This is a genomic window from Sphingomonas faeni (assembly GCF_040407565.1).
GTDB classification, from domain to species: domain Bacteria; phylum Pseudomonadota; class Alphaproteobacteria; order Sphingomonadales; family Sphingomonadaceae; genus Sphingomonas; species Sphingomonas faeni_F.
This window is the reverse complement of sequence record NZ_JAPZPR010000001.1, coordinates 53,452-78,740: the sequence shown is the minus strand read 5'-3', so window position 1 is coordinate 78,740 and position 25,289 is coordinate 53,452. Positions and strand designations below refer to the sequence as shown.

Annotated in this window: 23 protein-coding genes and 5 pseudogenes; 8 read left to right on the top strand and 20 right to left on the bottom strand. The window is 58.7% G+C overall.

What is annotated here, in order from left to right:
• Positions 1-206: 206 nt before the first annotated feature.
• Entirely contained in the window at positions 207-641 is a 435-nt protein-coding gene (locus tag O6Y00_RS00315; RefSeq protein WP_353440684.1) for a MarR family winged helix-turn-helix transcriptional regulator, read from the top strand.
• A 36-nt stretch (positions 642-677) separates the two neighbouring features.
• Positions 678-1,541 (top strand): SDR family oxidoreductase, encoded by an 864-nt coding sequence (locus O6Y00_RS00310; protein ID WP_353440683.1) that lies wholly within the window; start codon positions 678-680, stop codon positions 1,539-1,541.
• 259 nt (positions 1,542-1,800) lie between these two features.
• On the opposite strand, the gene O6Y00_RS00305 is transcribed toward O6Y00_RS00310, so the two are convergent.
• The 17 genes and pseudogenes from O6Y00_RS00305 to O6Y00_RS00220 all read right to left on the bottom strand — a co-directional run bounded on the left by O6Y00_RS00305 (position 1,801) and on the right by O6Y00_RS00220 (position 16,664).
• A complete protein-coding gene (locus O6Y00_RS00305; protein WP_353440682.1) occupies positions 1,801-2,484 on the bottom strand; it encodes a hypothetical protein in 684 nt (227 codons plus the stop codon).
• 483 nt (positions 2,485-2,967) lie between these two features.
• Positions 2,968-3,921 (bottom strand): SphA family protein, encoded by a 954-nt coding sequence (locus tag O6Y00_RS00300; protein WP_353440681.1) that lies wholly within the window; start codon positions 3,919-3,921, stop codon positions 2,968-2,970.
• A 146-nt stretch (positions 3,922-4,067) separates the two neighbouring features.
• Complete coding sequence (locus O6Y00_RS00295; protein ID WP_353440680.1) at positions 4,068-4,706, bottom strand: TetR/AcrR family transcriptional regulator; 639 nt, start codon at positions 4,704-4,706, stop codon at positions 4,068-4,070.
• 201 nt (positions 4,707-4,907) lie between these two features.
• Positions 4,908-5,540, bottom strand: a complete 633-nt coding sequence (locus tag O6Y00_RS00290) for an aspartate/glutamate racemase family protein (RefSeq protein ID WP_353440679.1) — start codon at positions 5,538-5,540, stop codon at positions 4,908-4,910.
• Positions 5,540-6,304: an alpha/beta fold hydrolase gene (locus tag O6Y00_RS00285; RefSeq protein ID WP_353440678.1), complete on the bottom strand. Its 765-nt coding sequence runs from the start codon at positions 6,302-6,304 to the stop codon at positions 5,540-5,542. Before O6Y00_RS00285 ends, O6Y00_RS00290 begins: the two co-directional genes overlap by 1 nt.
• Entirely contained in the window at positions 6,301-7,128 is an 828-nt protein-coding gene (locus O6Y00_RS00280) for a 2,3-dihydroxyphenylpropionate 1,2-dioxygenase (RefSeq protein WP_353440677.1), read from the bottom strand. Before O6Y00_RS00280 ends, O6Y00_RS00285 begins: the two co-directional genes overlap by 4 nt.
• Positions 7,121-7,426 carry a hypothetical protein gene (locus O6Y00_RS00275; protein WP_353440676.1) on the bottom strand — a complete coding sequence of 102 codons (306 nt, stop codon included), beginning with the start codon at positions 7,424-7,426 and terminating at the stop codon, positions 7,121-7,123. Before O6Y00_RS00275 ends, O6Y00_RS00280 begins: the two co-directional genes overlap by 8 nt.
• On the bottom strand, positions 7,423-8,574 hold the full coding sequence (locus O6Y00_RS00270) for an alpha/beta hydrolase family protein (RefSeq protein WP_353440675.1): 1,152 nt from the start codon (positions 8,572-8,574) through the stop codon (positions 7,423-7,425). Before O6Y00_RS00270 ends, O6Y00_RS00275 begins: the two co-directional genes overlap by 4 nt.
• 71 nt (positions 8,575-8,645) lie before the next feature.
• Positions 8,646-9,752: an FAD-dependent monooxygenase gene (locus O6Y00_RS00265; RefSeq protein WP_353440674.1), complete on the bottom strand. Its 1,107-nt coding sequence runs from the start codon at positions 9,750-9,752 to the stop codon at positions 8,646-8,648.
• The gene (locus O6Y00_RS00260) at positions 9,749-10,546 is read right to left on the bottom strand and encodes an FAD binding domain-containing protein (RefSeq protein WP_353440673.1); all 798 of its coding nucleotides are present in this window, start codon (positions 10,544-10,546) and stop codon (positions 9,749-9,751) included. The genes O6Y00_RS00265 and O6Y00_RS00260 overlap by 4 nt, the downstream gene beginning before the upstream one ends.
• Complete coding sequence (locus O6Y00_RS00255) at positions 10,543-11,022, bottom strand: (2Fe-2S)-binding protein (protein WP_353440672.1); 480 nt, start codon at positions 11,020-11,022, stop codon at positions 10,543-10,545. The genes O6Y00_RS00260 and O6Y00_RS00255 overlap by 4 nt, the downstream gene beginning before the upstream one ends.
• Positions 11,019-11,759 (bottom strand): SRPBCC family protein, encoded by a 741-nt coding sequence (locus O6Y00_RS00250; RefSeq protein ID WP_353440671.1) that lies wholly within the window; start codon positions 11,757-11,759, stop codon positions 11,019-11,021. The genes O6Y00_RS00255 and O6Y00_RS00250 overlap by 4 nt, the downstream gene beginning before the upstream one ends.
• Positions 11,756-14,107: a xanthine dehydrogenase family protein molybdopterin-binding subunit gene (locus tag O6Y00_RS00245; protein WP_353440670.1), complete on the bottom strand. Its 2,352-nt coding sequence runs from the start codon at positions 14,105-14,107 to the stop codon at positions 11,756-11,758. Before O6Y00_RS00245 ends, O6Y00_RS00250 begins: the two co-directional genes overlap by 4 nt.
• A 247-nt stretch (positions 14,108-14,354) precedes the next feature.
• Positions 14,355-14,660, bottom strand: a pseudogene (locus O6Y00_RS00240) (IS66 family transposase); the annotation flags it as partial.
• Positions 14,661-14,836: 176 nt separating this feature from the next.
• Positions 14,837-15,241, bottom strand: a complete 405-nt coding sequence (locus tag O6Y00_RS00230) for an AAA family ATPase (RefSeq protein WP_353441375.1) — start codon at positions 15,239-15,241, stop codon at positions 14,837-14,839.
• Positions 15,242-15,493: 252 nt separating this feature from the next.
• Entirely contained in the window at positions 15,494-16,129 is a 636-nt protein-coding gene (locus O6Y00_RS00225; protein WP_353440669.1) for an OmpA family protein, read from the bottom strand.
• A gap of 1 nt (position 16,130) precedes the next feature.
• Entirely contained in the window at positions 16,131-16,664 is a 534-nt protein-coding gene (locus O6Y00_RS00220) for a hypothetical protein (RefSeq protein WP_353440668.1), read from the bottom strand.
• A 552-nt stretch (positions 16,665-17,216) separates the two neighbouring features.
• On the opposite strand from O6Y00_RS00220, the pseudogene O6Y00_RS21985 reads away from it, so the two are divergent.
• Positions 17,217-17,432: pseudogene (locus tag O6Y00_RS21985) on the top strand (hypothetical protein); the annotation flags it as partial.
• A 14-nt stretch (positions 17,433-17,446) separates the two neighbouring features.
• Here O6Y00_RS21985 and O6Y00_RS00215 read toward each other — a convergent pair.
• The 3 genes and pseudogenes from O6Y00_RS00215 to O6Y00_RS00205 all read right to left on the bottom strand — a co-directional run bounded on the left by O6Y00_RS00215 (position 17,447) and on the right by O6Y00_RS00205 (position 20,268).
• Positions 17,447-18,567 (bottom strand): IS3 family transposase gene (locus O6Y00_RS00215; protein ID WP_353440667.1). Its coding sequence is split into 2 segments (ribosomal slippage): positions 17,447-18,318 and positions 18,318-18,567, totalling 1,122 coding nucleotides; the frame shifts between segments, so codons are not numbered across the junction.
• Positions 18,568-18,623: 56 nt separating this feature from the next.
• Positions 18,624-19,572 (bottom strand): annotated as a pseudogene (locus O6Y00_RS00210) (IS481 family transposase).
• A gap of 57 nt (positions 19,573-19,629) precedes the next feature.
• Positions 19,630-20,268 (bottom strand): PAS domain S-box protein, encoded by a 639-nt coding sequence (locus tag O6Y00_RS00205; protein WP_353440666.1) that lies wholly within the window; start codon positions 20,266-20,268, stop codon positions 19,630-19,632.
• Positions 20,269-20,607: 339 nt separating this feature from the next.
• Here O6Y00_RS00205 and O6Y00_RS00200 point away from each other — a divergent pair, with 339 nt between their 5' ends.
• The 5 genes and pseudogenes from O6Y00_RS00200 to O6Y00_RS00180 all read left to right on the top strand — a co-directional run bounded on the left by O6Y00_RS00200 (position 20,608) and on the right by O6Y00_RS00180 (position 24,331).
• Positions 20,608-21,189, top strand: a complete 582-nt coding sequence (locus O6Y00_RS00200) for an RrF2 family transcriptional regulator (RefSeq protein ID WP_353440665.1) — start codon at positions 20,608-20,610, stop codon at positions 21,187-21,189.
• Positions 21,177-21,350 carry a hypothetical protein gene (locus O6Y00_RS00195; RefSeq protein ID WP_353440664.1) on the top strand — a complete coding sequence of 58 codons (174 nt, stop codon included), beginning with the start codon at positions 21,177-21,179 and terminating at the stop codon, positions 21,348-21,350. Before O6Y00_RS00200 ends, O6Y00_RS00195 begins: the two co-directional genes overlap by 13 nt.
• 704 nt (positions 21,351-22,054) lie before the next feature.
• Positions 22,055-22,210 (top strand): annotated as a pseudogene (locus O6Y00_RS00190) (IS701 family transposase); the annotation flags it as partial.
• 76 nt (positions 22,211-22,286) lie between these two features.
• Positions 22,287-23,383: pseudogene (locus O6Y00_RS00185) on the top strand (IS3 family transposase).
• A gap of 183 nt (positions 23,384-23,566) precedes the next feature.
• Positions 23,567-24,331: a Crp/Fnr family transcriptional regulator gene (locus O6Y00_RS00180; RefSeq protein ID WP_353440663.1), complete on the top strand. Its 765-nt coding sequence runs from the start codon at positions 23,567-23,569 to the stop codon at positions 24,329-24,331.
• Positions 24,332-25,289: the final 958 nt, after the last annotated feature.

Here is a 25,289-nt window from a genome sequence, read left to right as displayed (position 1 = left end):
GTGGTTGATCGGTCTTCCGCTTTCGGAGTTTTCATACTCGAGCAGCACCCCAAAGCCCTTGGTGCGTGCGATCATTGGCCCGGGTATTTCGCACCGTAGGTTTGGCGACGCCCCGCGTCTGGCTAGATATCGGGAACTTTAGAGGCACCTCCGAATTACGACAATATGCTGTCATCTTGAAAGCACTCTGTCGAATGCAGGAAGCCATGGCTGACCTCCGAGAATTGGCGCTGACGGTGTTCGCAGCGAATGGACGCCTCGTCAGCGCAGGCAATGAACTGGTTGCACATCTCGGACTAACGAGCGCCTGGTGGCAGGTTCTCGCCGCACTTCGCTATTCCCCCACCCCGTTGGCGACGGCGTCGATCGCTCGCAACATGGGACTCACCCGCCAAGCAGTGCAACGTATCGTGGACTTGCTCGCCGAGCAGGGGCTGGTCGAGTTTCAGCCAAATCCACATCATCGCCGCGCAAAGCTCGTGGCGCTGACCCCCGCCGGCATCAGCGCCATAACGAGTGCCGAGCGGAGCGTCGCACCCATCGATCAGGCCGTCGCCGATCGCATCGGGGCGGCAAAGATACGGGACGCCATCCAGACACTTCAAGCGATGATCGCGGTCATCTCGGAGCAACTGGCCTAGCTCGTTTCCCTTCCCCGACCTTCAAGGAGCATCAGAATGATCTTAGTTTCGGGCGCCACCGGCGGCATTGGTGGCGAAGTCTGCAAGCTCCTGAAGCACGCAGGAACGCCGTTCCGCGCGATGTGCCGTAAGCAGGAGCAGGTGGAATCGTTTCGCAAGAATGGCATGAACGCGGTGTCCGGTGACTTCGATCGGCCCGAAACGCTGGCCGCTGCGATGCAGGATTGCGACACGATGTTCCTCATCACGCCGCCCACCCCCAATCAATTGGGTCAGGAAACCGCAGCCATCGATGCGGCAAAACGCGCGGGGATCAAGCGGATCGTCAAACTATCAGCCTCCGACAGCAATGTCCGCTCCCCTGTTCCCTGGGCCAAAACCCATGCACTCATCGATCATCACTTGCGTGCTTCGGGCATCGACTGGACGATCCTCAAGCCCACAGCCTTCATGCAGAACTTCCTGTGGTTCAAGGAACCGATTTCGAAAGGCTTTCTGCCACAGGTTGCTGGTCGGGGCTCGGTGTCCTGGGTCGATACGCGCGACGTCGCGCGGGTCGCCGTCACTGTCCTGATCGAAGACGGTCACGAGAGCGCGACCTATTTCCTGACCGGACCGGAAACGCTCGACATGCGCGCGGCCGCGACGCGACTTGGTGACGTAACCGGAAAGAAGGTGCGGTATCTCAATCTACCGAAGCCGGTGTTCGCTGCCCTCCTTCGTGTCACTGGCAATTCGCGTTGGATGACCAAGGGCCTAGTGGTCCAGTTCGCCGACGTCGTTGCCGGTCATCATGACATCGACCCCACCCATGAGATCGAGCGCCTCACCGGGACACCACCCCTCGATTTTACTGCTTTCGTCCGTCACCATCGCGGGCAATTCGTCAAGGCGGAGTGAGGAAGCCGGACGGTCGATCAGAGGTGCATGTACATCGAATAGGTGCGCCGACTTGGCGGGCAGATGGCGGCCAACCGTGATTTATCCCCCGGTCATTCTTTAAATTGCATCCTTTTCGAGAAAGGCAGCAGCGCGACACGGTGGCAGCTATCAAACCTACCTCCCGGAAAACGGTCGGATTGCTTCTCGTCGCCAAGTGTCGCCGTTCGCTGTCCGTTCGCTCCTAGCGTACGCAAAATCCACTTTCGTGTTGTGACCCCTAAAATCGCGAACTTAAAAGGTCTGGTCCGTACTCCTCGGCCAGACCTCCGCTAATAGAAACAGCAATTGATGTGTTACCGTTAAACCGAGCCCCTTTTTTTAAGACCGCAAGAAACCAAGGTGGAAAGCGCTTCTCAATTCCTGTAGTTACATTGTCATCTGTCGTCTCAACGATTATCCGGCTCGCACCAATCGCTTCGGGATCGACTTGCTCGATGCTCGTGGGATCGGTAAGGTCGCGAAACCGTACCATCATCGGCCAGTAAGCGCGTGGCAATTCTGCCTTCGCTGCGCCAAACACGCTTCCGAGTCGGCCGACCGCTCTCCAAAAATTGTCGTGCCCACCCATTGGGATATCTGAAGCGAGGGTGTGTGTAACTAAGCCAATCATGTCTTCGCTACGGTTGGACGCTTTTCCCGGAATCAAAAAAATGAGTCCTAGTGGCGTTTCCAGTACCAGCGCGTCACCCTTAATTCCCGATCCGCCTAGCTTTTCTTGGGACAACAAAACAAACTGACTGTGGCTCGCCAAAACTTCATAGACGGCGCTGCCCGTATGTTCGCCCACAACGGTCAGCCGATAGCGATATGAACGTGTAGCGCTGAACGGATTGCATCCATTCAAAATTCCCGCAGCGCTACCCCCTACCAGCAAACCTATCATGCCGCGTCGTGTTGTCATGCTGCCTCCGGTCTAGGTACGAATGGCACGACGCTCCTATCTTTGCGTTAATCGCTGGATGGAAGTTTGTCGCGAGACAACTGCTCCTTGGAAACGCCCGTGCGTTCCCAAAATAGCATTCCAGTCGGTAGAGCGCCGGCCGTCTAAGGGGCTGTCGGGCGAGCGATCGGCGATTACTGGCGACGCTACATTGCCATACGAAACAAAAGACTTCGGCCTGTTGAGCGAGCTCGCTCAGCCAGACTCTTTAAAGAGCGTGAGTGAGGGCGTTTGGCGGGTTCGAGTCCCGCCGATCGGGCTGCTCTCCCCAATATCGGACCTTCCCAGGGTTAGCCGGTCTGGTAAACCAACGCAGCGTTAATCATTGAGGCTCTGATCGGTCGATGCGGACCCTAATGGTAAGATTGTACCCAGATTTCGTTTGCAGCTCCTCGCTCACAGGCTTCTCAAAGCCGGAAAACTCCTGTTTGAAACAAACTGAAACTACAGGGGGGGGGCTTCACTCTTAACTGGCGACAGGTTGACCGCCCACTGGATCCAGAATCGACTGCCCTGCGGCCTGTTGAGGGCAACGATTTCCTTCTGGTATTTAAGTGCAAAGCCCCCTCGTTTGGTTTGCACGAAAACCTGCGGACCGAGAGCAAATGCCTCCCCCTTATTGCCGTCAAGGTATCGCGAACCGTTTTGACGGTCATTGCTCAGTTGCTTGTAGTAATATCCATTGAGCTCAAAAGTGACATTGCTTTTGATCTTAACGCCACTAGCGAAATCGAGGTCTATCTCATTCCCGGTCTTATAGTTTGTCTCCTTATTCTTCCAATTGTACGCATAATTCATTTGCATGTTCAGGCTGAGTTTTTGCGTAGGGAAGAATGTCACCCCGACAAAGGGCTGGAAGGTCCACCGGTTGCTCCCGGGGTTGACCAGCCGACGATTGTCGTAGGCGCCGGTCGGAACATTGAAAAGCGGATCAATGGTCAGCAGATAGTGACCGAGAACCGGCACATTCCCCTGCAAGCCGAGTGTGATAGGCGAAATAATGGTATCACCAAATCCCGAATGACTATCCCGGATAGCTCCTGCGCCCTTTCCCACCCGAGCGTTCAATTTGAGGAGTATGGGTTGCGCTGCCCAAGTCGACAATTGAACCTTGCCAATATGAGCCCAGGCAAAATCAAGACGGGGTGTGACGACTGCAGCATCTAGCTTGAAGTCCGGAAGGGCCTTGTTGCCGTCACTATCGTTGATTCGATCTGCCGAATATATAGTATTGTATTGAAGGTAGGTGAAGTCAGGGCCCGGCGATATGCCCGAAACCACCGTGCCTAAACCCACCGGAATGTTCGAGCTATTTCGTTCGCTGGCGAACGCCGCTTTGGGCGCGATGGCAACCGACATGATAGCGATCAATGTTGCGACGGAACCTGGGTAACGCATCTTATCCTCCCATCAGCAGCCGTCGTGATGCAGCCTACTGTACGTTCGTACAGGTTTGTAGTCTGAATATGGGCATGTCAATCCAAATCAGCGCAATCTAGCGGCTAACGCAGCGGTCCTTTCCGTATGGAACGAAGCGGCTCGATTCAGGAGCGAGTTGGACAGGCAAGAGCTCTGATCCCAGCTGCTCCGAAACGGACCATCGGATCAAGACTGCCTGCGACATCGTGACTAGTCAGAACGCCGTTTGAAAAATAATCGACCAGTCTTGTGTCGGCGAAGACGCTGACCATGGTCCCGATGAGCAGCACGTAGCCTCGAGCCGCCGTAGGTTGGTCAAGTCTCGGTTCTGCGATCATGATACGCTTGATCATGTCTGTAGCAACTGACCCGAAATGCCGGGTCGCCAGACCGGTCCACCGTGCGTCTTGCGTCAGCATTGCGTGCAGGCGTGCATAGGCTCGCCAGTTCCCCGGCGCGCGTTCGATCAGCAGAACGTAGGGCTGGAAAAAGGCATGTAGCAGTTGCTCGAGCGTCGCGGTTCCAAGCGCGCCCAGTGAGTCTCGGCGTGCGGCGTTCAGGATGTCCGCCCGGCGTGCCACAACCTCCTCGAACAAGACGTCTTTTGTCGGGAAATGGTAGGTGACAAGACCGAGACCGACCGGTGCGGCATCCGCGACCATCCGCATCGACACACCATCGAAACCGTGCACCGCAAACAGGGTCTCCGCGGCGTCAAGGATCGCATCCCGGCGCGTTTGTTTCACAGTTCGATCCTCGGCCATCAAGAAGGCTTAGATTCTAAGCGCGCTGGGAGCAAACCAGCTTTACGGAACCGATCACGGCAGCCGCGGCGTACCCATGCCTTGAGCCGATTTTTGCCCTCACCACGCATTGCATCACGGTGCTGATGCCCAGCATGAACTAGGCTCGTGCTATGTTCAGTGCAGCCCCTTTACCGGCAATGAAGTTGTAGCGGCCACCCACTAAGTTAGCAGTTCTGCCCGCAGCGACAGTACAGCACATTCGGGTGTAGTCAGGACGGGCTTACCCGTCACCTGTGCTACCCTCTTGGCTGCGCGAGCGAGGCTGAATTGAGCAAGTGCAATCACATCGCATTTGCTGAGCATCGAATTAGCGGCCTCTGCAGCAATCCTGTCGTGCTCGTCGCCGTTGCCGGCTTGCAACGCTTCTAGTGCCCCACCGCAATGACACGTTACAACGATCTGGCCAGAGTCAAACTCCCCAACCATGCTTTCCAACGTCGGTGCGAAACTGGCGAGCAAGCCGACGCGGCCGTAATCCTGTGCTGCCGCAATCATAGCGGTGTTTGGCTTGTGAACAGGTAACGGGCTGAGATCCGCGGCGACAGCGTCGATTGCAGGTCCAAACGCAGAACAGGTAAATAGGATCGCATCTGCTCCCGCGTCACGTACGTAGCGGCCCAATACCAAGAATCGTTCGATCATCGCGTCGTTCAATTGTCCATCGCGGGCGCGGTCCGCGGACAAGCTATCGTCGAGCACGTTCATTCGGCTCGCCTCGGGCCAATGAGCGTCGAATGCAGCGTTGATCGGCGTCACTGATTCCCGCAAGGCATGGATCAGAGCCACCCGCATCATAGCCCCTTTGCAAAGGCGGCAATCGCTTCACCGAATGCCACTGGGGCCTCCACGTTGGCAAGATGAGCGGCATTCAAGGTGATTAGACTTGCGTTTGGAATGGCGTCGGCGATGGCGGCGAGCCCCGCAGGCTGCGCCGCCTGGTCATGCTCGCCAGCTATCACAAGGGTTCGAGCCGTGATCCTTGGCAGAAGCTCGCGATGATCCAGCGTCGAGATCATCGTCGCCGCCGCCACGAAGCCTTCATCCGGCGTCCCGAGGATCATACCGCGTACCCACTCGACCGTCTGCGGCGAAGCTTCGGCGAAGGACGGCGTGAACCAGCGCCCAAGTGTTCCGGCCGCCTGCCCGGCCAAGCCACCTTGCTTGACCCCGTCGACACGGTCTTGCCACATGGCTGCAACCGGCGGCGGCGTGTAGGCCGCACAGCAGGCGAGGACCAATCCAGCGACCGTGTCTGGATTTCGGACTGCGATCTGCATTGCAACCATGGCCCCGAACGACAATCCGACCAGCACGAACCTGTCTATGCCGATACCCGCCAATGCCGACACCACAGCGTCGGCATAGCTTTCATAGTCCGGGCTTCCCGGCAGCAACGGACTGGCGCCATGTCCGGGCAGATCCACACGTACGACACGGAAGTCGGTTGCGAGAGGCGCAACCTGTGGCGCCCATAACTTGGACGAGGTGGCAATCGCGTGAAGTAGGACGACCGCGGGCGCGTCGTCACGTCCTTCGATCTGGAGAGCGAGCGTCATGCCGCCACCCTCCACCGACCTAGCGCAATGCCCGTGTACCACTGCGTCATCGGATGATAATAGTATGTCTCGAACGGCGCGCATTCAGCGATGGCATGGGCGATCAGCCAGTTGCGAACTTCTTCGGCACCATTGCCCGCAGTATTGACGTTGTCCCGCGAGAAGTCGGCTACGGCCTCGCCGCCCCCCTGCTCAAGCCGCGACAGAAATCCTCGGTCAAACTCCTCGTTGAGGCTTCCCATCCTAGGTGTACCGACATCGTGGCTCAGGCCCCCTGTTGCCAGGACGGCAACGCGCTCCGCTCCGGTGTAGGACGTGATCGCGGCGCGAAGAGCGACACCGAGCGCCAGGCTCCGCCGCATCGACGGCATTGGAGGCTGCACCGCATTTACCATGATCGGAACGACCGGGTGTTGCCCCGCCAACCCTGCCAGATCGAGTGGAGTCATCATACCGTGGTCGAGCGTCAGCTCCATCGAGAAAGCCGGGTCGAAGCCGTTTTCGATGACTTCGCCGAGGATATGGGCGCCGAGCTTCGCATCGCCGGGCAGCACCTGCTTCACCACCTTCAACCAGCCCTCGACGGGACTAGGGTACGACGGAGCAATGCCGATGCAGTAGGCAGGCATGTTATCGAGGAAGAAGTTGTGGAGATGGTCGTTGGAAATCAGAACGACCGCATCAGGTCGCAACGCGCCTATCTCTTCGCCGACACGCGTAAATTGCGCGAACGCGGCGTCCCGCAGTTCCGCCCCCGGCGCATCGGGCATGTTGTTCATGACGGGTGTGTGACTAGTGGCGAATACGCCGACGATCTCAGCCATATGCCTGTTCCTCCACGGCGCGCAGCGCGGCCAGATAATCAGCCTCGGGTACGCGAAGCTGCAGGCAGTAGGCCCGCAGTAGATAGGGATTGACGCCCAGCAGATAGAGGGCGCCGATGTCGGTTTCGGAAAGCGCCCGGCGCGCCTCGTCGGACAGGTCGGCGTCGGCGATATACGCCTTCGGATCGGCAAAGAACCGGGTCTCCTCAACGCGGTCATGCTGGACCTTGTGCAGGATCTTGCCCAATCGGAAAGCCTCCTGCGAAGGTACGGCCTGTACCCAATTGCGCACGTTCATGCCCTTGCCTCCATGGTTACACGTTCGACGAGCCAGTCGATGATTGTCGGCATCGTTTGCGGCGTGATGCCCATATGGCCGCCAGGGAACATACGGACCGCCTTAGGGGTGCCGTGACCGACCAGGAGATCAATGTCGGCAACCGGGCATTGCGTGTCGCCCCGACCATTGGTCAGCAACATCGGCGCGCAGCGGTGATCGAGGAGCCCCTGGTCCAGCAGCGAGAGTCGCGCGAACGCCTCTGCATACCCCTCTTCGTCGTCGACCCCCAGCATCCGCATGCGGGTCTCGACGAGCTCCATAAGATAGCTGTCGGGATGGCGTGAGCGCTCTATCCATTCGCGCTGGAACATGAAGTGGGCGCCGCCCCCCCAGTTGACCGCACCTGCGATCCGGTCAGGCACCACATGCGCGAGCTTAGTCGCCCAGTATCCGCCAAACGACCGGCCAAGCAAACCTACCTTGGTCGCAGCCAGGTCCGTCTGCGCCGCGGCCCAGTCCATCACGGGGAGGAACTGACGATCGGCGTCGGGAGTACCCTTGACCGGAGACTCGCCTGTACCCGGGCCGTCCAGCGCGATGGTCGCGACACCCTGCGCGAGCGCGAGATCGCTCGCGGCGGTCATCTGCTCCTTCCATGCGTCCACACCGCCCCACATCATGATGACCGGCGGACGCTCGATCCCAGCGGGACGACGGTAAAGAAAGACGACCTCGCCACCTTCGAATGGCACGGATATCCGCACCACTGGATTGTCGAACAGGGCACCGGCAGCAAGATAGGCTTCACGTTCGCGCGTTGCCGAGGCCAGCTTGTCCGGGTGGTTCGGACAGGGGAAGCGCCCAAGAAAGAAGAAGCCCTGCGCCCGCAGAAACGCCGTGCGACGAGCCTCCGGGTCCTGAGTGGCTTCTGCCTCCTTCCAAGCATCCTCGCCTGCCGATCGCCACGACGCGGCCCAACGCACCGGATCAAGTCCGTCGAGCATTTCGACGACCCGGGCGGTATCGTCTAGACTCAGGTTGTTCATCGGATGGATGCGCCGAAGCGTACGGTCGAGCATCCAGGCCTTTGCCTCATCGAGTGTTCGAGGCCGCTCCTGAGACGGATCGTTCGTTCTCAGTGGCAAGCTGGGTTCCTGGTCAAACATCTCATCTCCTACTGTACGATCGTACAGTGCGCATCGCGTGCGCGCCATAGGGTATCTGCATCGGGGCTGAATCAGACTGGTTCGGCGAGCCGCGCCAAGGATTGCGCAACGAGCCGCGTCTGCTCGGATGGTGGCGCACCGGCTTGTTCCAGCCGGCCGATCTCCAACGAATTCTCGACCACGAGCCGACAGCGCGCATCGCGTCGCGCCTGGTAACGGCGCAGGATCTCGGGAACCTCGCCCCCACCATCGATCTCAAGGCCGAGGACGACTGCGTCCTCCACGGCCATCCCTGCGCCAGATGCCAGTTGTGGCGTCGTCGGATGTGCTGCATCCCCTATCAATAACACACGATCGGTGTGCCACGCGCCTGGGAGCACGAACGCCTCGAGCGGACGCATGACGATCGGTGATGCGTCGTGCAGCTCATCGCGAAGCCGACCTACGATACCACCGTAGCCCTGCATCAGAGCGGCCATCATGGCCGGCAGCTCCGCATCCGGGATCATTGGATGACGTGGCGTCTTTTCGAGTAGAAAGAGATACAAGCTGTCCTGAGATACCGGCGCGATGCCGATCTTGACTTTGCCCCCCAGAAAGAAATGCCGGCGATCGATTCCTTCTGGCCGCTTAGCGAACAAACGCCAAACAGATTGGCCAGTGTAAGCAGGCTTGGGCGCATCCGGAAATGTGAGTCTGCGTACGGCCGAGTTCAAACCATCGGCTCCGATGACGAGATCGTAGCGTTCTTTCGAACCGTCTGAAAGCACAACCGCGGCACCGTGCTCATCCTCCTCGATGCTCGACACCGTGCAGCCCAGGCGCACATTGGTACCGATCTCCAACGTGCGCTCGGACAGTATTCGATGAAGAATGGGCCGCATGATCCCTCCACTACCCGGCATGCCGGGAGGATCGGCGACCTCGTCAACGGGAACGCCTTCCATCGTGCAGATGCGAATGCCGTTCCCGGAGAAACCGTCCCGCAGGACGGCGTCGAGAATGCCAAGGTCGCCGAATGCTCTCAGCGTGGGACTGGTGATCGTGATGCCCGCACCATACACCCGCCAATGCGGATCAAGGTCGACCAGATCGACCGCGATGCCGCGTCGGCCAAGCTCGATTGCCGCGGCCATTCCGCCAATCCCGCCGCCCACGACGAGTACTTTACGGATCATATCAACTTCTCCACGGCACGCGCAGCCAGAACGCTCACCAGCTGCGCGCGATAAGCGGCGGGAGCATGCAGATCGGTGATGAGGCCATCGGCCGGCCATTTGATCGAGCGAGCCTCGTGAGCGCCGCCACCAGCGGCCAATCCCGCCTCGATAGCTGTGGCGCGAAACACTACAGACCCCGCGCCGACCACGGCAACCCTGGGACCGGACGGGTCTCCATCCGCGACGAACACGCCGGCAATGGCGTATCCTGAAACCGGGTTGTTGAACTTGGCATATGCGCTGCGGCGATCGGTTGGAAAGCGGATCGCGGTAATGACCTCATCCGGCCCAAGCGCCGTTTCGAACATGCCGACGAAAAAGTCGTCAGCGGAGATTTCCCGCCGGTCGGTAACAATCGTCGCCGCGAGAGCGACCAGTGCCGCTGGATAATCGGCCGCTGGATCATTGTTGGCCACCGAGCCGCCGATGGTCCCACGATTGCGAACCTGAAGATCTCCGATCCCGTTTGCCAACGTCGCCAGCCCTGGCAGCGCGTCGCGAATGATCGTCGAGTGCGCAACATCGTAGTGGCGGGTCATTGCCCCGATCTCGATCACCCGCTCCTGTCGGCGCACCCCGTAGAGTTCATCGATGTGGGCCAAATCGACGAGGGTGCCAACGGCGGCCAGCCCCTGCTTCAGAGTCGGAATAAGCGTCATGCCGCCCGCGATCGGTCGCGCATCCTCGAGCTCACGCAAGGCTTCGATGGCTTCGAAAAGCGTCGTGGGACGGACATAGTCGAACGGCGTCACAACTGGAGCTCCCGACCGGCTTCAAGTATGGCCTCGATGATCGGTTGGTACCCCGTACACCGGCAGAGATTACCCTCGATCGCTTCGCGTACGGCCTCTGCGTCCGCAGCTGGATCGGTATTGAGCAACGACGAAGCAGCCATGATCATGCCGGGCGTGCAGTAGCCGCACTGAAGGGCGTGACAGCGTTGGAAGCTCATTTGTAGCGGATGCCTGCCCTCCGGATCCAGACCTTCGATCGTCGTGACGCAGGAGCCGTCCGCCTGCACGGCGAAGATGGTGCAGCTCTTGGTTGCGATACCATCGACGTGGACGGTGCACGCGCCGCACTGACTCGTGTCGCAGCCGACGTGCGTCCCGGTCAGGTCCAAGGATTCGCGCAGGAAGTCGACCAACAGCATCCTTGGGGGCACGTCGGCATCCACGGTGCGCCCATTGATCTCGAGGGACACGGGCCGGGTCAACTCGGCGCTCATGGCCTGAACGCAAACATGATCGTCATGAAGACGAGGAGGAGCGCCAGGATGATGATCGTGAAGGTCTGTGGATCGAATCCACGTCGAGGTTGATCAGAATACGAGGGCGGGTGGGTCGGTAGTCGCGTCGGAGCTGCAGCGGCGCCCGATGTTGAAGGCGCAGGCCCTGCAGCAACGTGCGGCGGTGCCACGTCCGCTCCTGCCGCGAGCACCGCGGTCGCTCCAAGACCGTCGCCGTTAAGCGAAGGTGCCGGATCAAGCGGCTGCGCGGCCCCCGTTGGTTCGATGGGTGTTTCCTCGCCCCCTACGACGCGCGCAAACGCACCGAAGAAATCGTCCGCGTAGCGTTTCGCGAAGCCGTCGATCAGCCGGGAGCCGATCTGCGCGAGCTTGCCGCCGATCTGTGCTTCCGCCTCATAGGTGAGGATTGTCGCGGCACCCTCCTCAACGAGGCGCACCACCGCACCGCCCTGCGCAAAGCCCGCCGCGCCACCACTGCCCTCGCCGACGATCCGGCAGCTCTCCGGTGCATCAAGATCCTCGAGACGGATACGGCCGGCAAATTTCGCGCGTACCGGGCCGACCCGGATGACCACTCGGGCCTGCCAATCGGTCGGAGTGTTCTGGACGATCTCTTCGCATCCCGGCAAGCACCGGCTCAGCACCTCGGGATCGTTCAGCGCACGCCACACCGCGTCGCGTGACGCGTCAATACGGTATTCTCCGACGAACTTCATGCGGCTTCCTGCTTCTGAAAGGACGGGGTGTTGGCGGCCGCGATGGCCGACCAGACACGCGCGGGAGTAAGCGGCATGGCCAGGTCGTTGACGCCGAGCGGTCGCAAGGCGTCAATGACCGCGTTTACCAAGGTGGGTGGTGAACCTATCGTTCCCGATTCACCGACGCCCTTCACGCCCACCGGATTGGTAAGACACGGAACTTCGGCGAGTTCCGAAACGATATGCTTCGGCATCATCTCTGCACGTGGCATCCCGTAGTCACTGAAGCTGCCGCTTATGAGCTGGCCACTTTCCGGATCGTAAGCAACCTGTTCGAGGAGCGCCTGTCCCAGCCCTTGGGCAATCCCTCCTACAATTTGGCCTTCACAAATCATCGGGTTGAGGACGCGACCGACGTCATCGACAACGGTGTACCGATCGATGTGGATTTGCCCTGTCTCGGGGTCGACTTCGACTTCGCAGATGTGCGCCCCATTCGGAAAATTGGGCGCCTCGCCCCCCGCAGAGCCGGTCACGGTGAAACCTACCGATTGTCCGCCAGGAAGACCTACAGGGCGGAAGAAGGCCTTCGCGACCTCAGCGAATGTCAACGACCTGTTCGTGCCCGTTGCGGAGAAGACGCCGTCGGCGAATCCAATCGTTTCCTCGTCGACTTCAAGAAGGTGAGCCGCCATCCGGCACCCCCTCGCGATCGCCTCTTGGGCGGCCGCGTGTAGGGCCGTTCCACCGAGCATCGAACTACGCGCCGCATAGGTACCACGGCCAAACGCCACCTTGTCGGTATCGCCCTGGATGTACCGGATGGTCTCGTACGGGACGCCTAGCCACTCATGGACGAGCTGAGGGAACACGGTGGCATGCCCCTGCCCGTGACTATGCGTTCCTGCGAGGATCGTTACGTTGCCCTGGGGATCGAAGCGCAGTTCCATCCGGTCGTTGAACACACCTGCACTTTCGACATAGCAGGTGACCGCACGACCGCGTACCAGACCCGCAGCCTCAGTTGTCGCGCGACGCCCCTCAAACCCCTCCCAGTCGGAAAGCTCGAGGCATCGATCCATCATCCCGACGAAGTCGCCACTATCATAGGTTACGCCGGTTGCTGTCGTATACGGCATCGCCGCGGACGCAATCAGATTGCGTCGCCGGATCTCGACGCGATCCATGCCGATCCGATCCGCCGCCTCGTCCATCAACCGTTCGAGAGTGAAGCACGCTTCCGGACGACCCGCGCCGCGATAAGGACCGGTCGGCGAGCAATTAGTGAATGTAGCGGTGTTGCGGACATGCACCGCAGGAATGTCATACACCCCGGGGAACATACGCATCGAATAGGTTATGGGCGCGACCGTCGCCGATGCAACATACGCCCCGAGGGCATGCCTCGCCTCGACGCGCAGCCCCAGCGCCCGTCCCTCCGCGTCCAAGGCCAAAGACGCCTTTGCTACCTGATCACGCCCGTGATTATCGCCCATGAGCGCTTCCGAACGGGTCGCGACCCATTTCACCGGTCGGCCGACCCGACGCGACGCCCAAAGAACTATCGCGTCCTCCGGGTAGGCATCTGCCTTCATCCCGAACCCACCTCCCACGTCGGGCGAGATCACGCGCAGATCGGCTTCAGGAATGCCGAAAACCGCATCAGCGAGCATCTTACGAACGCCGTGGGGATTTTGCGAGCTCGTGTGCAGCGTCATCCTGCCGTCGGCTGGATTGACAATACCGACCGCTGCTCGCGGCTCGATCGAATTGGCAGATACCCGATTGTTTCGGATCGTCAGACTGACGATGTGAGCAGCGTCTGAGAAGGCGGCGTCAGTCGAAACCGCATCGCCGAACGCGAGGGTGAAACAGGAATTGGACGCGCAATCATCCCATACCAGCGGCGCTCCACTGCGTGCGGCACCATCGGGTGTCGTAACCGCGGGGAGAGCCTCTATCTCGATTTCGATAAGGCCCGCTGCATCGCGAGCCGCCCGAAGCGTTTCCGCCACAACTACCGCGACACGATCTCCTACGCAGCGGACTCGTTCGCTGACGAGGATCGGCCGGATTGTCCGATAGCCTAGCGGCCCACCCATGTCCGCGGGCATAAAGTAGGGAGGAAGCCCGCCGATCCCATCGGCCAAAGCATCCATTCCAGTCAGCACGTCAAGAACGCTGTCTGCATGCCGCGCGGCGTCGACGTTCACGGATCGAATGAGGCCATGAGCATGCGACGAATAGACGACAGCCGCATAGGCAAGATGGGGAACGCGCAGATCGTCAACGTAGCTTCCACGCCCCGTTACGAAGCGTCGATCCTCGTCGCGACGTACAGCTTGTCCGATTCCGAACGCGCTCATTAACCTCTCCTTCGTCTCATCGACGATGCCCTAGACATAAACAGTACGTTCGTACAGTCAAGTCTGAAGGGGCCGCACCCCTGGTCGGCGCGACCAATGGCATCGGACCGATCAGGTCGGTGGAGAGTATCGTCTTTGGCGCGGCTTTACCGCGCTCAACACCCGGTACGTAGCTGCGACGGATCGGACCGGTGTACACCTGGCGCGGACGGTCGATCTTTCGTAAGCGTGGCCAGCAGCCCGCAGATTATGCGGCTTGCGCTACTGGCTCTAGGGTTTGTGCAGCCCAGTTCCAGGGCATGAACTCGTCCCATCGCGCCGCTGGCAAATCAGCTGCGATCTTTCCAATGGCATCGGTGGTAAAGGCCTGCGGGTCGACGCCGTTGGCCTTGCAGGTCTGGATGACAGTGGAGATCGCCGCGGCGCGCTCGCCGCCCGTCTTCGAACCGGCGAACAGCCAATTCCGCCGTCCGACGGCAACGCAGCGCAACGCGCGTTCTGCGATGCTGTTATCGATCTCTAGGCGTCCGTTACCGAGGAAGCGGCACAGCGCCTCGCCACCCCCGTCGTCGAGCGAGACGAACGTGGCTTCGGCGTTGCCGGCGAGCAGCGCCTCGACCGCGCGCCTGATGTCGGGGTTGGACTGGCGGACGATCTCGGCGAGCCTACGCGTCTCCATGCCGGCGTCCTGCAACTGGCCTAAAGCGCGGCCTGCGTCACGCTGTTCAATTACTTTACGTCACCGACTATGACGACACGCACACCCTCGGCCTGGGCCTGGGCGAGCAGCGTCTTGCCGTCGCGGGCGCTGAGCATGGAGGCTTCGTCAACGATCCAGATTTCGGGGTTCCTGTCGCCGCACGGCGTGGCGTGACTGGAGGTGAGCATCTTGGAGACGGTCATCGGCTCGCCCCCGATCGCGCGCTTAGTTCGTACGCAGCCGTGGCCGTGGGTACGAGCGCCCGGACGGTGTAGCCGCGTGCCTTGGCGGCGTCGGCATGGACGTGCAGGACCGTGGTCGTCTTGGCGGTGCAGGCTGCTTTGAATGCCGACGACGTTGTTGGGGGAGACGAGCAGTGCCTTGGTGGCGGCGCGCTTCCCCTCGGTCCATGTGTGGCCGGGCCTGGCCGACACGACCTCGGCCCGGGCGAGGATGGCCGCGGCGTCGGAATTGTCGGTGAGCGGATCAAGCGTGCCGCTTCTCGGTCGTGATGCCGTTGCAAGTGGTATAGCCGACAATGATAGCCTGAGCCTTCGGCTTAAAAGGCTAGGGGAGATGTCAAGCTAAGCACGGCGATGAAACTGGCGGACGGTTCACTTACCGACGCGCCGAGCTGCTGGTAAACCGAACCATCCTTTCCGCCGATCTCGCGGGTGGGTGAGTGTCTAAAGAATCACTGTCACGTGCCGGTTCAGCTGCCGTCCGGCTGGATTATCGCTGCCTGAGGCTGCCTTGTTGGGCGCTACAGGCCGATCCGAACCAAACCCATGGCTGCTAACGCGTGCGGTAGGGACTCCAGATCTTGTCAGCCAAACCGCCACTGCAGCCGCACGGGCTTCCGACAGAGCCTGATTATACATCTTCGTGCCGACGGCATCAGTATGCCCTTCAACGACGACGGGCCGCATGCCTGTCGCCAACGCAGCGCGTTTGACCTTCTCCAATGTTGGCAGCGCATTGCTGCGGATCGTTGCCTTATCGAAGTCGAAAAGAACGTCGCCGGGCAGGCTGACCTGAAGAGCGCCGTTCACCATCCGGGACGTCAGGCCTTCAGCAGTGAGCGACCGCTGTACCGTCGCTAGTGAAGCAATCTTTTTAGCAATGCCGCGAATGGCATCGGCGACGTTGCCGGACAACCCCTGGATTGTACGAACTTCAGACCGGAGAGTTCTGACTTCGGCGCGCGGCAAAGCAGCGCGTGCCGCCGCGTCGAAAGAGGCTGCCTCGTCGTTCATCGTCTGCGCGATCGCTGATGAGCCGATCAGAGGAGCCGCGACGGTCATGATGCGGCGTAGAGCCATATTAGCGATCGGTGACCGCAACGTTTTCAACCGGATCGAAGCCATAGAAGTAAAAGTTCACCGCCTTTACCTCGGACGCAGGCGCCGGGAATTTACCCCACCATCGCTGCGTTGAACCGATCTGGTCGAAATTCGGATACGAGTTACTCGACATCAGGTCCTTGTCGTGGTCATCCTTCAACAGCAGATATTTCTTGTCCGCTGCGGTCAGGTACACCTCCCCTGTCGAGGCTCCAGGAAGTGGTCGACTACCGGCCTTGCCGCCGGTCATTGTGACACGGGTCTTTACGGTCAGGACGCCGCCTGTGCGGACGGCCTCGGTAACGTCCAGCACGAGCTCGCCTTTCGAATCCGTTGCTTGTCCAAGCGATGTGTCCGCTACTGGCGGCGCCGTCGCCGGAGACGAGCTTGCCAGCCCCGGGGTGACCGCGGCCGACGATGAACTGTTCGCCACAGGAGCGGTCTGGTCTGCAGATTTTTGACATCCGCTTAGCGCGAAGACGCTGCATGCCGTTATGACTGCTACCATCCGCATCGCGTTCTACTCCTCGTCGCGTTCGTTGCTCAGCTTAAACCCGCCACAAACAAGTGCAAGATGTGGACCCAGGGGCGTATCCGCCCCTGCTCACCCCTTGCCGTTATACCTCCGACGCTGCTCAGACCATGTTTGCATCATCGTCTGGATCGCCTTAGCGTTGCAGGGATGCGAGTCACCGCGGTGATACTGAATGACAGAATGCCGGGAACTTGAACGTATGCGGCTCGCTCTTTCGGCATGAAACTCGATCTGTCCTCTCCGACCTTGGGCGATCATTCAGGATTGACTGGTGGGGCACCCTTAAACGCACTTGGGTAAGTTCCTACGATGACAATCTAGGTATGATCGCGGCTGGTGCCGCCTTCTATATAATAGCGTCGATCGCACCGATATTGGCCGCCATCGTTCTCAGCTATGGTCTGTTTGCTGACACCCAAATGGTACGATGTAACATCTAAGATCTGTTTGTCACGGTCCCAAAAGACGTGGCCGTCTTTATCAGTCAGCAACTAGACACAGTGGTCTCAGGATCACGAGGCAAAGAAAGGCTTCGGTCTCGCCTTGTCGCTGCTAATTGCGCTGTACGGCGGTAGCAAAGCGGCGTCATCAATGATGACAGCCCCGAACGTCGCCTTTGAGGTCAAAGAAGAGCGTAACTATATTGTATGGACCCTCACCTCTTTAGCAGTCGTATTGGTCGGAATTCTACTGGTATTTGTTGGGATCGGAACGAGCGCCCTAACGGCGTCCGTTGACTCGCTCTGACCTGCTCCCCGTTTTCAGACCGCTGATAACTTAGCTTCGGTGTCCATATGCCCCTGGCGGGGGCGGTTCGTAAACTCGGCGGGTGCCAACCCGCCAAAGCTGCTGTGAGGACGCACGGTATTGTAGTCCGTCCGCCATGCCTCGATGATCCGTCGTGCTGCAGCCAGCGATGGGAACAGGTGCTCGTTAAGACACTCGTCGCGCAAGCGACCATTGAACGATTCCACAAAGCCATTCTGCTGCGGCTTCCCCGGGGCGATGTAGTGCCACTCGACCCCGGTGTCCTGACACCAGGCGAGGACGGCATGACTGGTCAGCTCGGTGCCGTTGTCGCTGACCACCATGCACGGCAGCCTGCGACGCTCGGCGATGGCGCTCAGCTCGCGAACAACCCGCCGACCCGACAGCGAGGTGTCGACGATGCATCCCAGGCATTCCCGGCTGTAGTCGTCGATGACGTTGAGCATGCGGAACCGCCGGCCGCAGGCCAACGAGTCCGATACGAAGTCGAGCGACCAGCGCTGGTTGGGTTCTTGCGGGATCGCCATCGGCGCCCGCGTGCCCAGCGCGCGCTTGCGACCGCCACGCTTGCGCACCGTCAGTCGCTCCTCGCGATACAGCCGATACACCTTCTTCAGGTTCATGCCCTTGCCCTCCCGCTTGAGCAGGATCGCCAGCCGTCGATAGCCGAAGCGACGACGTTCATTCGCGATCTCGCGCATCCGCTCGCGGACAGCATCGTCCTTCCCGCGAAGCGGCTCATATTGCCACGCCGACCGGTTGACCCCGATCAGCCTGCAGGCACGACGCTCGGAGAAGCTGTGGTCGGCCATCAGCTTCTCCACCGCAGCGTAGCGATCTCCAGACCGGGTCAGTTTTTTCCCAGCAGATCCTTCAGCGCCGACACGTCGAGCATCGACTCCGCCAGCAGCTTCTTCAGCCGGCGGTTCTCGTCCTCGAGCGCCCGCAACCGCGCCGCCTCCGACACGGTCATCCCGCCGTACTTCGCCTTCCAGTTGTAGAACGTCGCATCACTGATCCCGTGCTTGCGGCACAGATCCGCGGTCTTCACGCCGGCCTCATGCTCGCGCAGCACACCAATGATCTGATCCTTGGTAAATCGGCCTCGCCGCATCACTCGTCTCCATCTGACGAGCTAACTTACCAATGGCATGAATTCTGGGGAGCAGGTCACGGCATCTGGTGGATCGGATTGACGATGAACCGCTCAGGCTCTGAAGTCCAGATTTTGGCGATGTATTCGTAAGGCGTGAGGCCGCTTAGCGTCTTGAGCCGACGGGCGAAGTTGTAGGCAGCCATGAAGTCAGCGAAGTGCGTCCGTAGCTGGTCGTGGTTTTCGTAGTGGAAGCGTTTGACGGTCGCCTCCTTTGATGGTGCGGTTCATCCGTTCGACCTGTCCGTTGGTCCACGGATGGTTCGGCTTCGTGAGGCGGTGCTCAATGTCGTTTGCCTCGCATATCATGTCGAAGCGCATCTGGCGCGACCAGGCGGTTTTCCGGTTGCGCGGCTGCTCAGCGAACTGGATCCCGTTGTCAGTCACGATCGTGTGGATCCGGTAGGGCACATCTTTCAGCAGGTCTTCGAGGAACTCCCACGCAGTTCGCCGATCGGCCTTGTCGACCAACTGGGTGACCGCGAACTTGCTAGTGCGGTCGATGCCGACGAACAGGTAAAGCTTGCCTTCGGCGGTCTGCACCTCAGCGATATCGATGTGAAAGAAGCCGATCGGATAGCGCTTGAAGCGCTAGCGCTTCGGCTTGTCACCCTCGATGTCCGGCAGGCGGGAGATGCCGTGCCGCTGGAGGCATCGACGCAACGCCGATCGGGTCAGATGAGGGATCGACGGCTGCAATGCGTAGAGGCGGTCGTCCAGTGGCAGCAGGGTATGCCGGCGGAACGTGACGACGGCCGCCTCCTCAGCTTAGGTCAGGGTCGTTGAATGATGGGCCTCCGGCCCGGTCTTCAGATCCTCGACCGTCGCCCGCTTACGCCACTTTGCGACCGTCTTGGGGTTGATCCCCAATTCCTGGCTCAACGTCGCGAGCGGAGCTTGCGATCGCTGTATTGCTGCTCTGACGGCGTGCGTCGTCGTGGCGCTGCCGTGACGTACCTGTCCCATATGGCTTCCTTCCATTCCAACGAAAGGACCGCACCATCAAACCGTGGGATCAAACACCTAGACACGTCCTACAGCGAACGTCTCGGGTGCTAAAGTCGCAGAGAACAGGCGCTCTAGTCTCGATGCCCCGTTATGGCTAAGCTGAATATATTCCGCAGCATGGTCCAATGTCTCTATAAGTCCACGTAAAACAAGTACCTTCACCCAGCGATCCATGGTTTGAACGGGAAGGTCGATTGACCTCGCGATCTGCCCCACTGCCGCAACGCGACCCTCTGCCTCCGCCAGATAAATATGCACTAAAATAAGACCAACATGGTCACTGAATAAATCGCGTCCAAGCTCTATAATACGCAGCTCATATATGTGCTTAATCTGCAACGCTGCCTTCCAAATTTTTGATGGCGATGCCTGTTGTGGATCTTCCACCCAAGACAATGAAGCTATCAACCGTCCCTCATGACTAAATTTTGAGACAATCAAGTCGGCTTTAATTAAACTACTGTCGGGACGTACATATGCCTTACGGATATGAGTTGGAGCGGCTTTATCTACCAGACCGCTCAGCATCTTGCTGCTTTTTCTTAGGTCTGCACTGCAGGTGATAGCCTTGTACGATAAGCCGATTAATTCCCTCGATCGACGTTGAACCAGCTGACAGAATCCCTCGTCAAAATCCAGAATGACACCCTGCATACTGGATATACAATGAGCGACGGGCATTCAGCACCTTTCAAAAAAACGTTCGTTACAGCCTTGCAGCAACTAGGACGCATGACCCGGGTTAATCGGTAATCGTGTTCTAGTAACCCACCTTCAACTGACGGGATCCTACCACAATCCGTCTCCCAAACAAAATCAACATGGCCCGCCCTGATTTTTGCCTCGCTAAATGCCAAGCGGGTCTGAACGCCTTCATTGTTCACTGCTGAACCGATCAGGACGACAGGACACTCTCCGAAGTCGCTCAAAATCGGGTGTTGGCCAAAAACCGATCTGTGGTTATAACTGCTACCTATCCGGTCGGAGTTTCACGTGACTCATATCAGTGCGGCAGTGGAATATGCACTCCATACCCTACTCTATATCATCGACTTGCCTGACGAGGTCGATCCACCAAGCTCTAAGGATCTGGCCACGTTGCGCGCACTGCCTATAAAGTTCATGGCAGGCGTGATGACCAAGCTAAACAAAGCGGGCATCGTTGTCGCAAGCGAAGGTATACGGGGCGGCGTCCGACTTGCTCGCTCGGCGGAAGACATATCGTTTTACGAGGTTGTTGTCGCAGTCGATGGCATGAAACCGTTATTTGACTGCCGCAACGTTCGGCATGCCTGTCCTTTGTATGGCAAAGTCCCTCCCGCCTGGGCAACGTCGGGCGTGTGCGGAATCCACGCGGTAATGCTGGAAGCTGACGCGCGGATGAAGGAAGTTCTCAAGGGAAAGACGCTTCGTGACATGGCGGATCAAGCCGCCAAGCGAGTTCCCAGCGAGTTTCGAGCTGAAACGCGCATCTGGTTAGAGAACCGCGCCCAAACGAGAAGACAGAGGCCAAGTAAGCTACTCGCAACCGCGAGTTTGGCTGGAATGAAGGAGACACCAAAATGCCAGAAGTAAAAGCGCGTTTGCGGCAGCTCGCTTCGATTGAAGAAGCAGCCAAGAATGCCTTAGAATTAGCGGATCAATGCAGTGAGCTTTTGATTGGCATCAAAGCTGATGAATGCCTTCAAACCGTTCGTCAGCGAATTGTCGAAATTTCACACCACGGCCGTATTTAGGTAGCCGCCTAGAACTGATAGACGTGTCGGTTCAGGGAGAACCAACAGCATTAAGCTGGACGCCCCCCCCTTTGACGCCGTTCATGTGCCATACGGAACGTGTTGAGATTACCATTGAACAAGGCGTCTGCAGCTAAAGATATCAAGGCCGCCATCTATCTGGCTAAGTCGGTGTTTAAGATACCCTGCTTGATCAAAGCGGTCCTGTTATCTTCCGCAAAATGCTTCAGCGTGATCAGGCTCGGTCATTTTACGCAACGCTGCTGCGAACTGTAGTGACGATGAAAGGGATGTGCGACCGCTTATTACCGAGCTCGCTACATCGCCGCGGTAGGTCACAACAAGCAGCTCATTCCCCCGGTCTATGTAAAGCCAGGTTGTGAAACGACGGAATGACGACCGGCCCGGTACCGAAGTGATCTGCTAGGCAGCAGCACATCGCCCGAGCATGCGATTCGTCCGAGGCAGGAGCGCGGGATCCTCCCCCTGCAGAGTATTTTCCGTACGCACACCCTAACTGTGCGCCAGCGCATGCAAAGGATCAATGCCCTACGAAGTCACATCACCAGTTCGGCCACATCGTTCGGCAAGACATCGGCCATGTCGACGAGCTAATCGAGATCGTCGGCGACCCGGCATCTGAAACCTGGGCAGAAAAGCGATCCGTGCCTGTCGTCCACGGTCTCCATGGCAGGAGACCGTGGATGACGGGCGCATCGATTGAGACGACGCTGGAGCTTTGTGCGACATCGCTGCGTGACGTGAAGGCGCGGCTGTAAGGTTTGTTCACACAGGAACGTGTCGCGGCGTCCGCGGGGTTGTTCCGGGACGGGCTGCTAGGCGACGGACGGCTTAAGACTGACGTTCCCCCTGTTTTTTAGTCCATTTTGAGCGAGAGTTTCCGACCTTGTGAAGCCTTCGGACAAAAAGCTGGAAATGAAGAAATCTATGTATCCGGACGAGCAGATTGCCTTCGCTCTGAAGCAAGCGGAAACCGGTAAGCCAGTGGCCGAGGTGATCCGGCGAATGGGAACCTCGGAACGAACGTTCTACCGCTGGAAGAAGGTGTACGGCGGTCTCGGCGTCGGCGAGCTGAGGCGTTTGAAGCAGCTCGAGGATGAGAACCGGCAGCTGAAACAGCTGGTCGCTGACCTGAGCCTGGACAAGCACATCCTGCAGGATGTCCTGTCAAAAAAGCTCTGACGCCTGGACGACGACGCGAGCTCGTCGCGTACGTCCAGGCGTCCCATGCCGTGAGTGAGCGGCGCGGTTGCTCGGCGCTGGGCGTCAAGCGGTCGTCGGTGCCCTACATTTCGCGCAAGCCGGACCAGACACCGATGGTGATGCGCATCCGTGATCTGGCGGCAACGCGGACGCGCTATGGCTATTTCCGGATCTACATCTTGCTTCGCCGGGAAGGATGGATCGTGAACCACAAACGCGTCTACCGGCTCTACCGTGATGATGGACTGAACCTTCGGCTCAAAAAGCGCCGGCGTAACGTCAGCGCTGCCAACCACGTGTGGCAACCTACTGCATCAACTGCGAGCGAGATGTGGTCGATGGATTTCGTCTCGGATGCCCTGTTCGATGGCCAGCGGTTAAGAGCGCTGACCCTGGTCGACACCTTTACCCGCGAAGCTCTGGAATGGACGTCGACCAAGGGATCAAGGGCGAACAGGTGATCGACGCAATGGCACGGATCTCGTCTGTCCGTGGGGCGCCCAAGACCATTCGCGTAGACAATGGCCGGAGTTCATTTCGAAGGCGCTCGACCGATGGGCGTATGAGAATGGCGCGACGCTCGACTTCAGCCGACCAGGTAAGCCCACCGACGATGCCTTCGTGGAGTCGTTCAACGGTCGCCTGCGCGACGAGTGCCTGAACGCACACTCGTTCCTCTCCATCGCGGACGCTCGAGCCAAGATCGAGGCTGGCGACGGGACTATAACGAGAGGCGTCCTCACACATCGCTTGGCGGGATGACGCCGGTCGAATATGCTGCTGCCGCGGCCATCAAAGCGGACGAATGAACGACGGAAACTCACCTTAAGGCTGGATGAGAAAGCGGGGACCCTCATATCGGGTCGACGTCGTTGGACTATCTGAACAGCATTGGGTCTGCCCAACGCGGAACCGAGCGTGACAAACAGTTCGCTTCTTTGCGTTATTAATGTAGATTAGAACAATCAGGCAGCCCAACCGGGGCCCAATTGATGGATGCTCCGAAATTGATAGATGGCCACGAAGCCCTGATCCGCGCGCTGAGCGTACAAGGTGAACTTTCACTCGAGGATCAGCGCGCAGTTTCGTCGATCCCCATGACCTTACGATTCTTTTCCTCCGGTGACTTTATTGGAAGGGAAGGTAGATCAGTCTCGACATGCGCGGTACTTATCCGGGGGTTCGCAGTCCGACAAAAACTTACGGGCTTAGGCGACTGTCAAATTGTATCGCTGCATGGTCCCGGCGACGCGCTAAATTTTCAGAATGCGTTTCTAGAAGTCCCTGATTACGATGTCCGCTCTGTTGAGGATTGCGTAGCTGCTTTTTTCGACGCTTCAGCAATGAGAGTCCTAGCGGCTGAACGATCGGCAGTCGCCAATTCGTTATTGATCGGAGCATTTACCGAAGCCTCGACGGCCCGCGAGTGGATGCTCAACTTAGGAAGGCGAAATGCTCGAACGAGACTAGCACACTTCCTCTGTGAATACTTGGACCGCATAAGCTTGCGACAGCATCCTGCTGACGGGAGATACAAGCTACGGCTAACCCAGGAGCAAATTGGCGATGCGACGGGAATGACATCCGTTCATGTCAATCGCATGCTCAAAGACCTGCAGTCAGACAAATTAATAAAGCAATTAAATCGTTGCCTAATTGTGCCTGATATGGCCGCTTTAATGGATGCCGGGGAATACAATCGCCGTTACCTACACTTAACCCAAGCTAAGTTTTGTAATGCTCCCGCTAGTTTCTAGGAATGGTGCAGATCAACGGCGCCAGTGGGTCGTCAAACGTGGCCACCTGATCGGCAAACCGCAGAATAAAGGAGCTTGCACCACTGACTCTAAGATTTGTCCAGTTCAGTTCCAAGGCACGAGTTCGTTCCGGCGCGCGGCTGACCAATCAGCGGCAATCTTTCACTGATGTCGGCAATGTATGCCTGAGAGTAGTTGCCATTGTCTTTGCAGGTCTAAATGGCCTTTCCTGCTCATGTCTCGGACAACTCGGCAATACAGAGCTCCGTCTCGTCGATTGAGACTGAACGGATCATCCTAAAGATATATCGCAAGTGCAATCAAACGAAGGCTGACGTGTTCGATTACATCGGGCGCTTCTACAGCCCCAATCGTCGTCCTTCGGCCTTGGCTATCTCAGGTCTAATCAATTCGAACGAAAAGCGCACGTAGTTTTACCTAGTGTCCGTCGGACCTCAAGCAGCTCGAGTACCACGCCGAAGACGATCATGATCGACGCGACTTACTTCAAGACTTACCGCACGGTGTCGGGTCTTCTGATAGAAAAGTAAGCTCTGATCGCCTGATCGGCCGTACGATAAGCGGGATAAACACCAAGTTTCACAACTTAGCTGATGCCAACGATGCCCGATCAGCTTTTGACGTCCGTCGGCTAAGTCACCGATTACATCAACGAAGAAATATTAGTGGACGACCATGTCCACTAAGTAAGGTGCATAATTGCGGACAACAGCAACAACGCAGCGCTGTACCAATAAGTCCGTCAGATACGAGCCATAACGCTATAAGCACTGAACCATGTCATTAAATGTATCAATAACACAGACCATTAGTATCAGAATCGTCTTCAGTCATCTTCAGGGCAGCCGCCGCGTTGCAATACGTGACGATCATCGACCGTCATATTTTCGTCGCAGAACCCGCCTTCACCGTCATTTTCTACTTTAAACAACACCGC

What these genes read in the sequence shown, in the direction of transcription:
- O6Y00_RS00295 (WP_353440680.1), bottom strand. Translation starts at nt 4,706, where the DNA reads ATGGCCGAGGATCGAACTGTGAAACAAACGCGCCGGGATGCGATCCTT.
- O6Y00_RS00300 (WP_353440681.1), bottom strand. Translation starts at nt 3,921, where the DNA reads ATGCGTTACCCAGGTTCCGTCGCAACATTGATCGCTATCATGTCGGTT.
- O6Y00_RS00195 (WP_353440664.1), top strand. Translation starts at nt 21,177, where the DNA reads ATGCCAGAAGTAAAAGCGCGTTTGCGGCAGCTCGCTTCGATTGAAGAA.
- O6Y00_RS00315 (WP_353440684.1), top strand. Translation starts at nt 207, where the DNA reads ATGGCTGACCTCCGAGAATTGGCGCTGACGGTGTTCGCAGCGAATGGA.
- O6Y00_RS00275 (WP_353440676.1), bottom strand. Translation starts at nt 7,426, where the DNA reads ATGAACGTGCGCAATTGGGTACAGGCCGTACCTTCGCAGGAGGCTTTC.
- O6Y00_RS00245 (WP_353440670.1), bottom strand. Translation starts at nt 14,107, where the DNA reads ATGAGCGCGTTCGGAATCGGACAAGCTGTACGTCGCGACGAGGATCGA.
- O6Y00_RS00280 (WP_353440677.1), bottom strand. Translation starts at nt 7,128, where the DNA reads ATGGCTGAGATCGTCGGCGTATTCGCCACTAGTCACACACCCGTCATG.
- O6Y00_RS00250 (WP_353440671.1), bottom strand. Translation starts at nt 11,759, where the DNA reads ATGAAGTTCGTCGGAGAATACCGTATTGACGCGTCACGCGACGCGGTG.
- O6Y00_RS00265 (WP_353440674.1), bottom strand. Translation starts at nt 9,752, where the DNA reads ATGATCCGTAAAGTACTCGTCGTGGGCGGCGGGATTGGCGGAATGGCC.
- O6Y00_RS00285 (WP_353440678.1), bottom strand. Translation starts at nt 6,304, where the DNA reads ATGACGCTCGCTCTCCAGATCGAAGGACGTGACGACGCGCCCGCGGTC.
- O6Y00_RS00225 (WP_353440669.1), bottom strand. Translation starts at nt 16,129, where the DNA reads ATGGCTCTACGCCGCATCATGACCGTCGCGGCTCCTCTGATCGGCTCA.
- O6Y00_RS00255 (WP_353440672.1), bottom strand. Translation starts at nt 11,022, where the DNA reads ATGAGCGCCGAGTTGACCCGGCCCGTGTCCCTCGAGATCAATGGGCGC.
- O6Y00_RS00270 (WP_353440675.1), bottom strand. Translation starts at nt 8,574, where the DNA reads ATGTTTGACCAGGAACCCAGCTTGCCACTGAGAACGAACGATCCGTCT.
- O6Y00_RS00310 (WP_353440683.1), top strand. Translation starts at nt 678, where the DNA reads ATGATCTTAGTTTCGGGCGCCACCGGCGGCATTGGTGGCGAAGTCTGC.
- O6Y00_RS00205 (WP_353440666.1), bottom strand. Translation starts at nt 20,268, where the DNA reads ATGCAGGGTGTCATTCTGGATTTTGACGAGGGATTCTGTCAGCTGGTT.
- O6Y00_RS00290 (WP_353440679.1), bottom strand. Translation starts at nt 5,540, where the DNA reads ATGCGGGTGGCTCTGATCCATGCCTTGCGGGAATCAGTGACGCCGATC.
- O6Y00_RS00220 (WP_353440668.1), bottom strand. Translation starts at nt 16,664, where the DNA reads ATGCGGATGGTAGCAGTCATAACGGCATGCAGCGTCTTCGCGCTAAGC.
- O6Y00_RS00305 (WP_353440682.1), bottom strand. Translation starts at nt 2,484, where the DNA reads ATGACAACACGACGCGGCATGATAGGTTTGCTGGTAGGGGGTAGCGCT.
- O6Y00_RS00180 (WP_353440663.1), top strand. Translation starts at nt 23,567, where the DNA reads ATGGATGCTCCGAAATTGATAGATGGCCACGAAGCCCTGATCCGCGCG.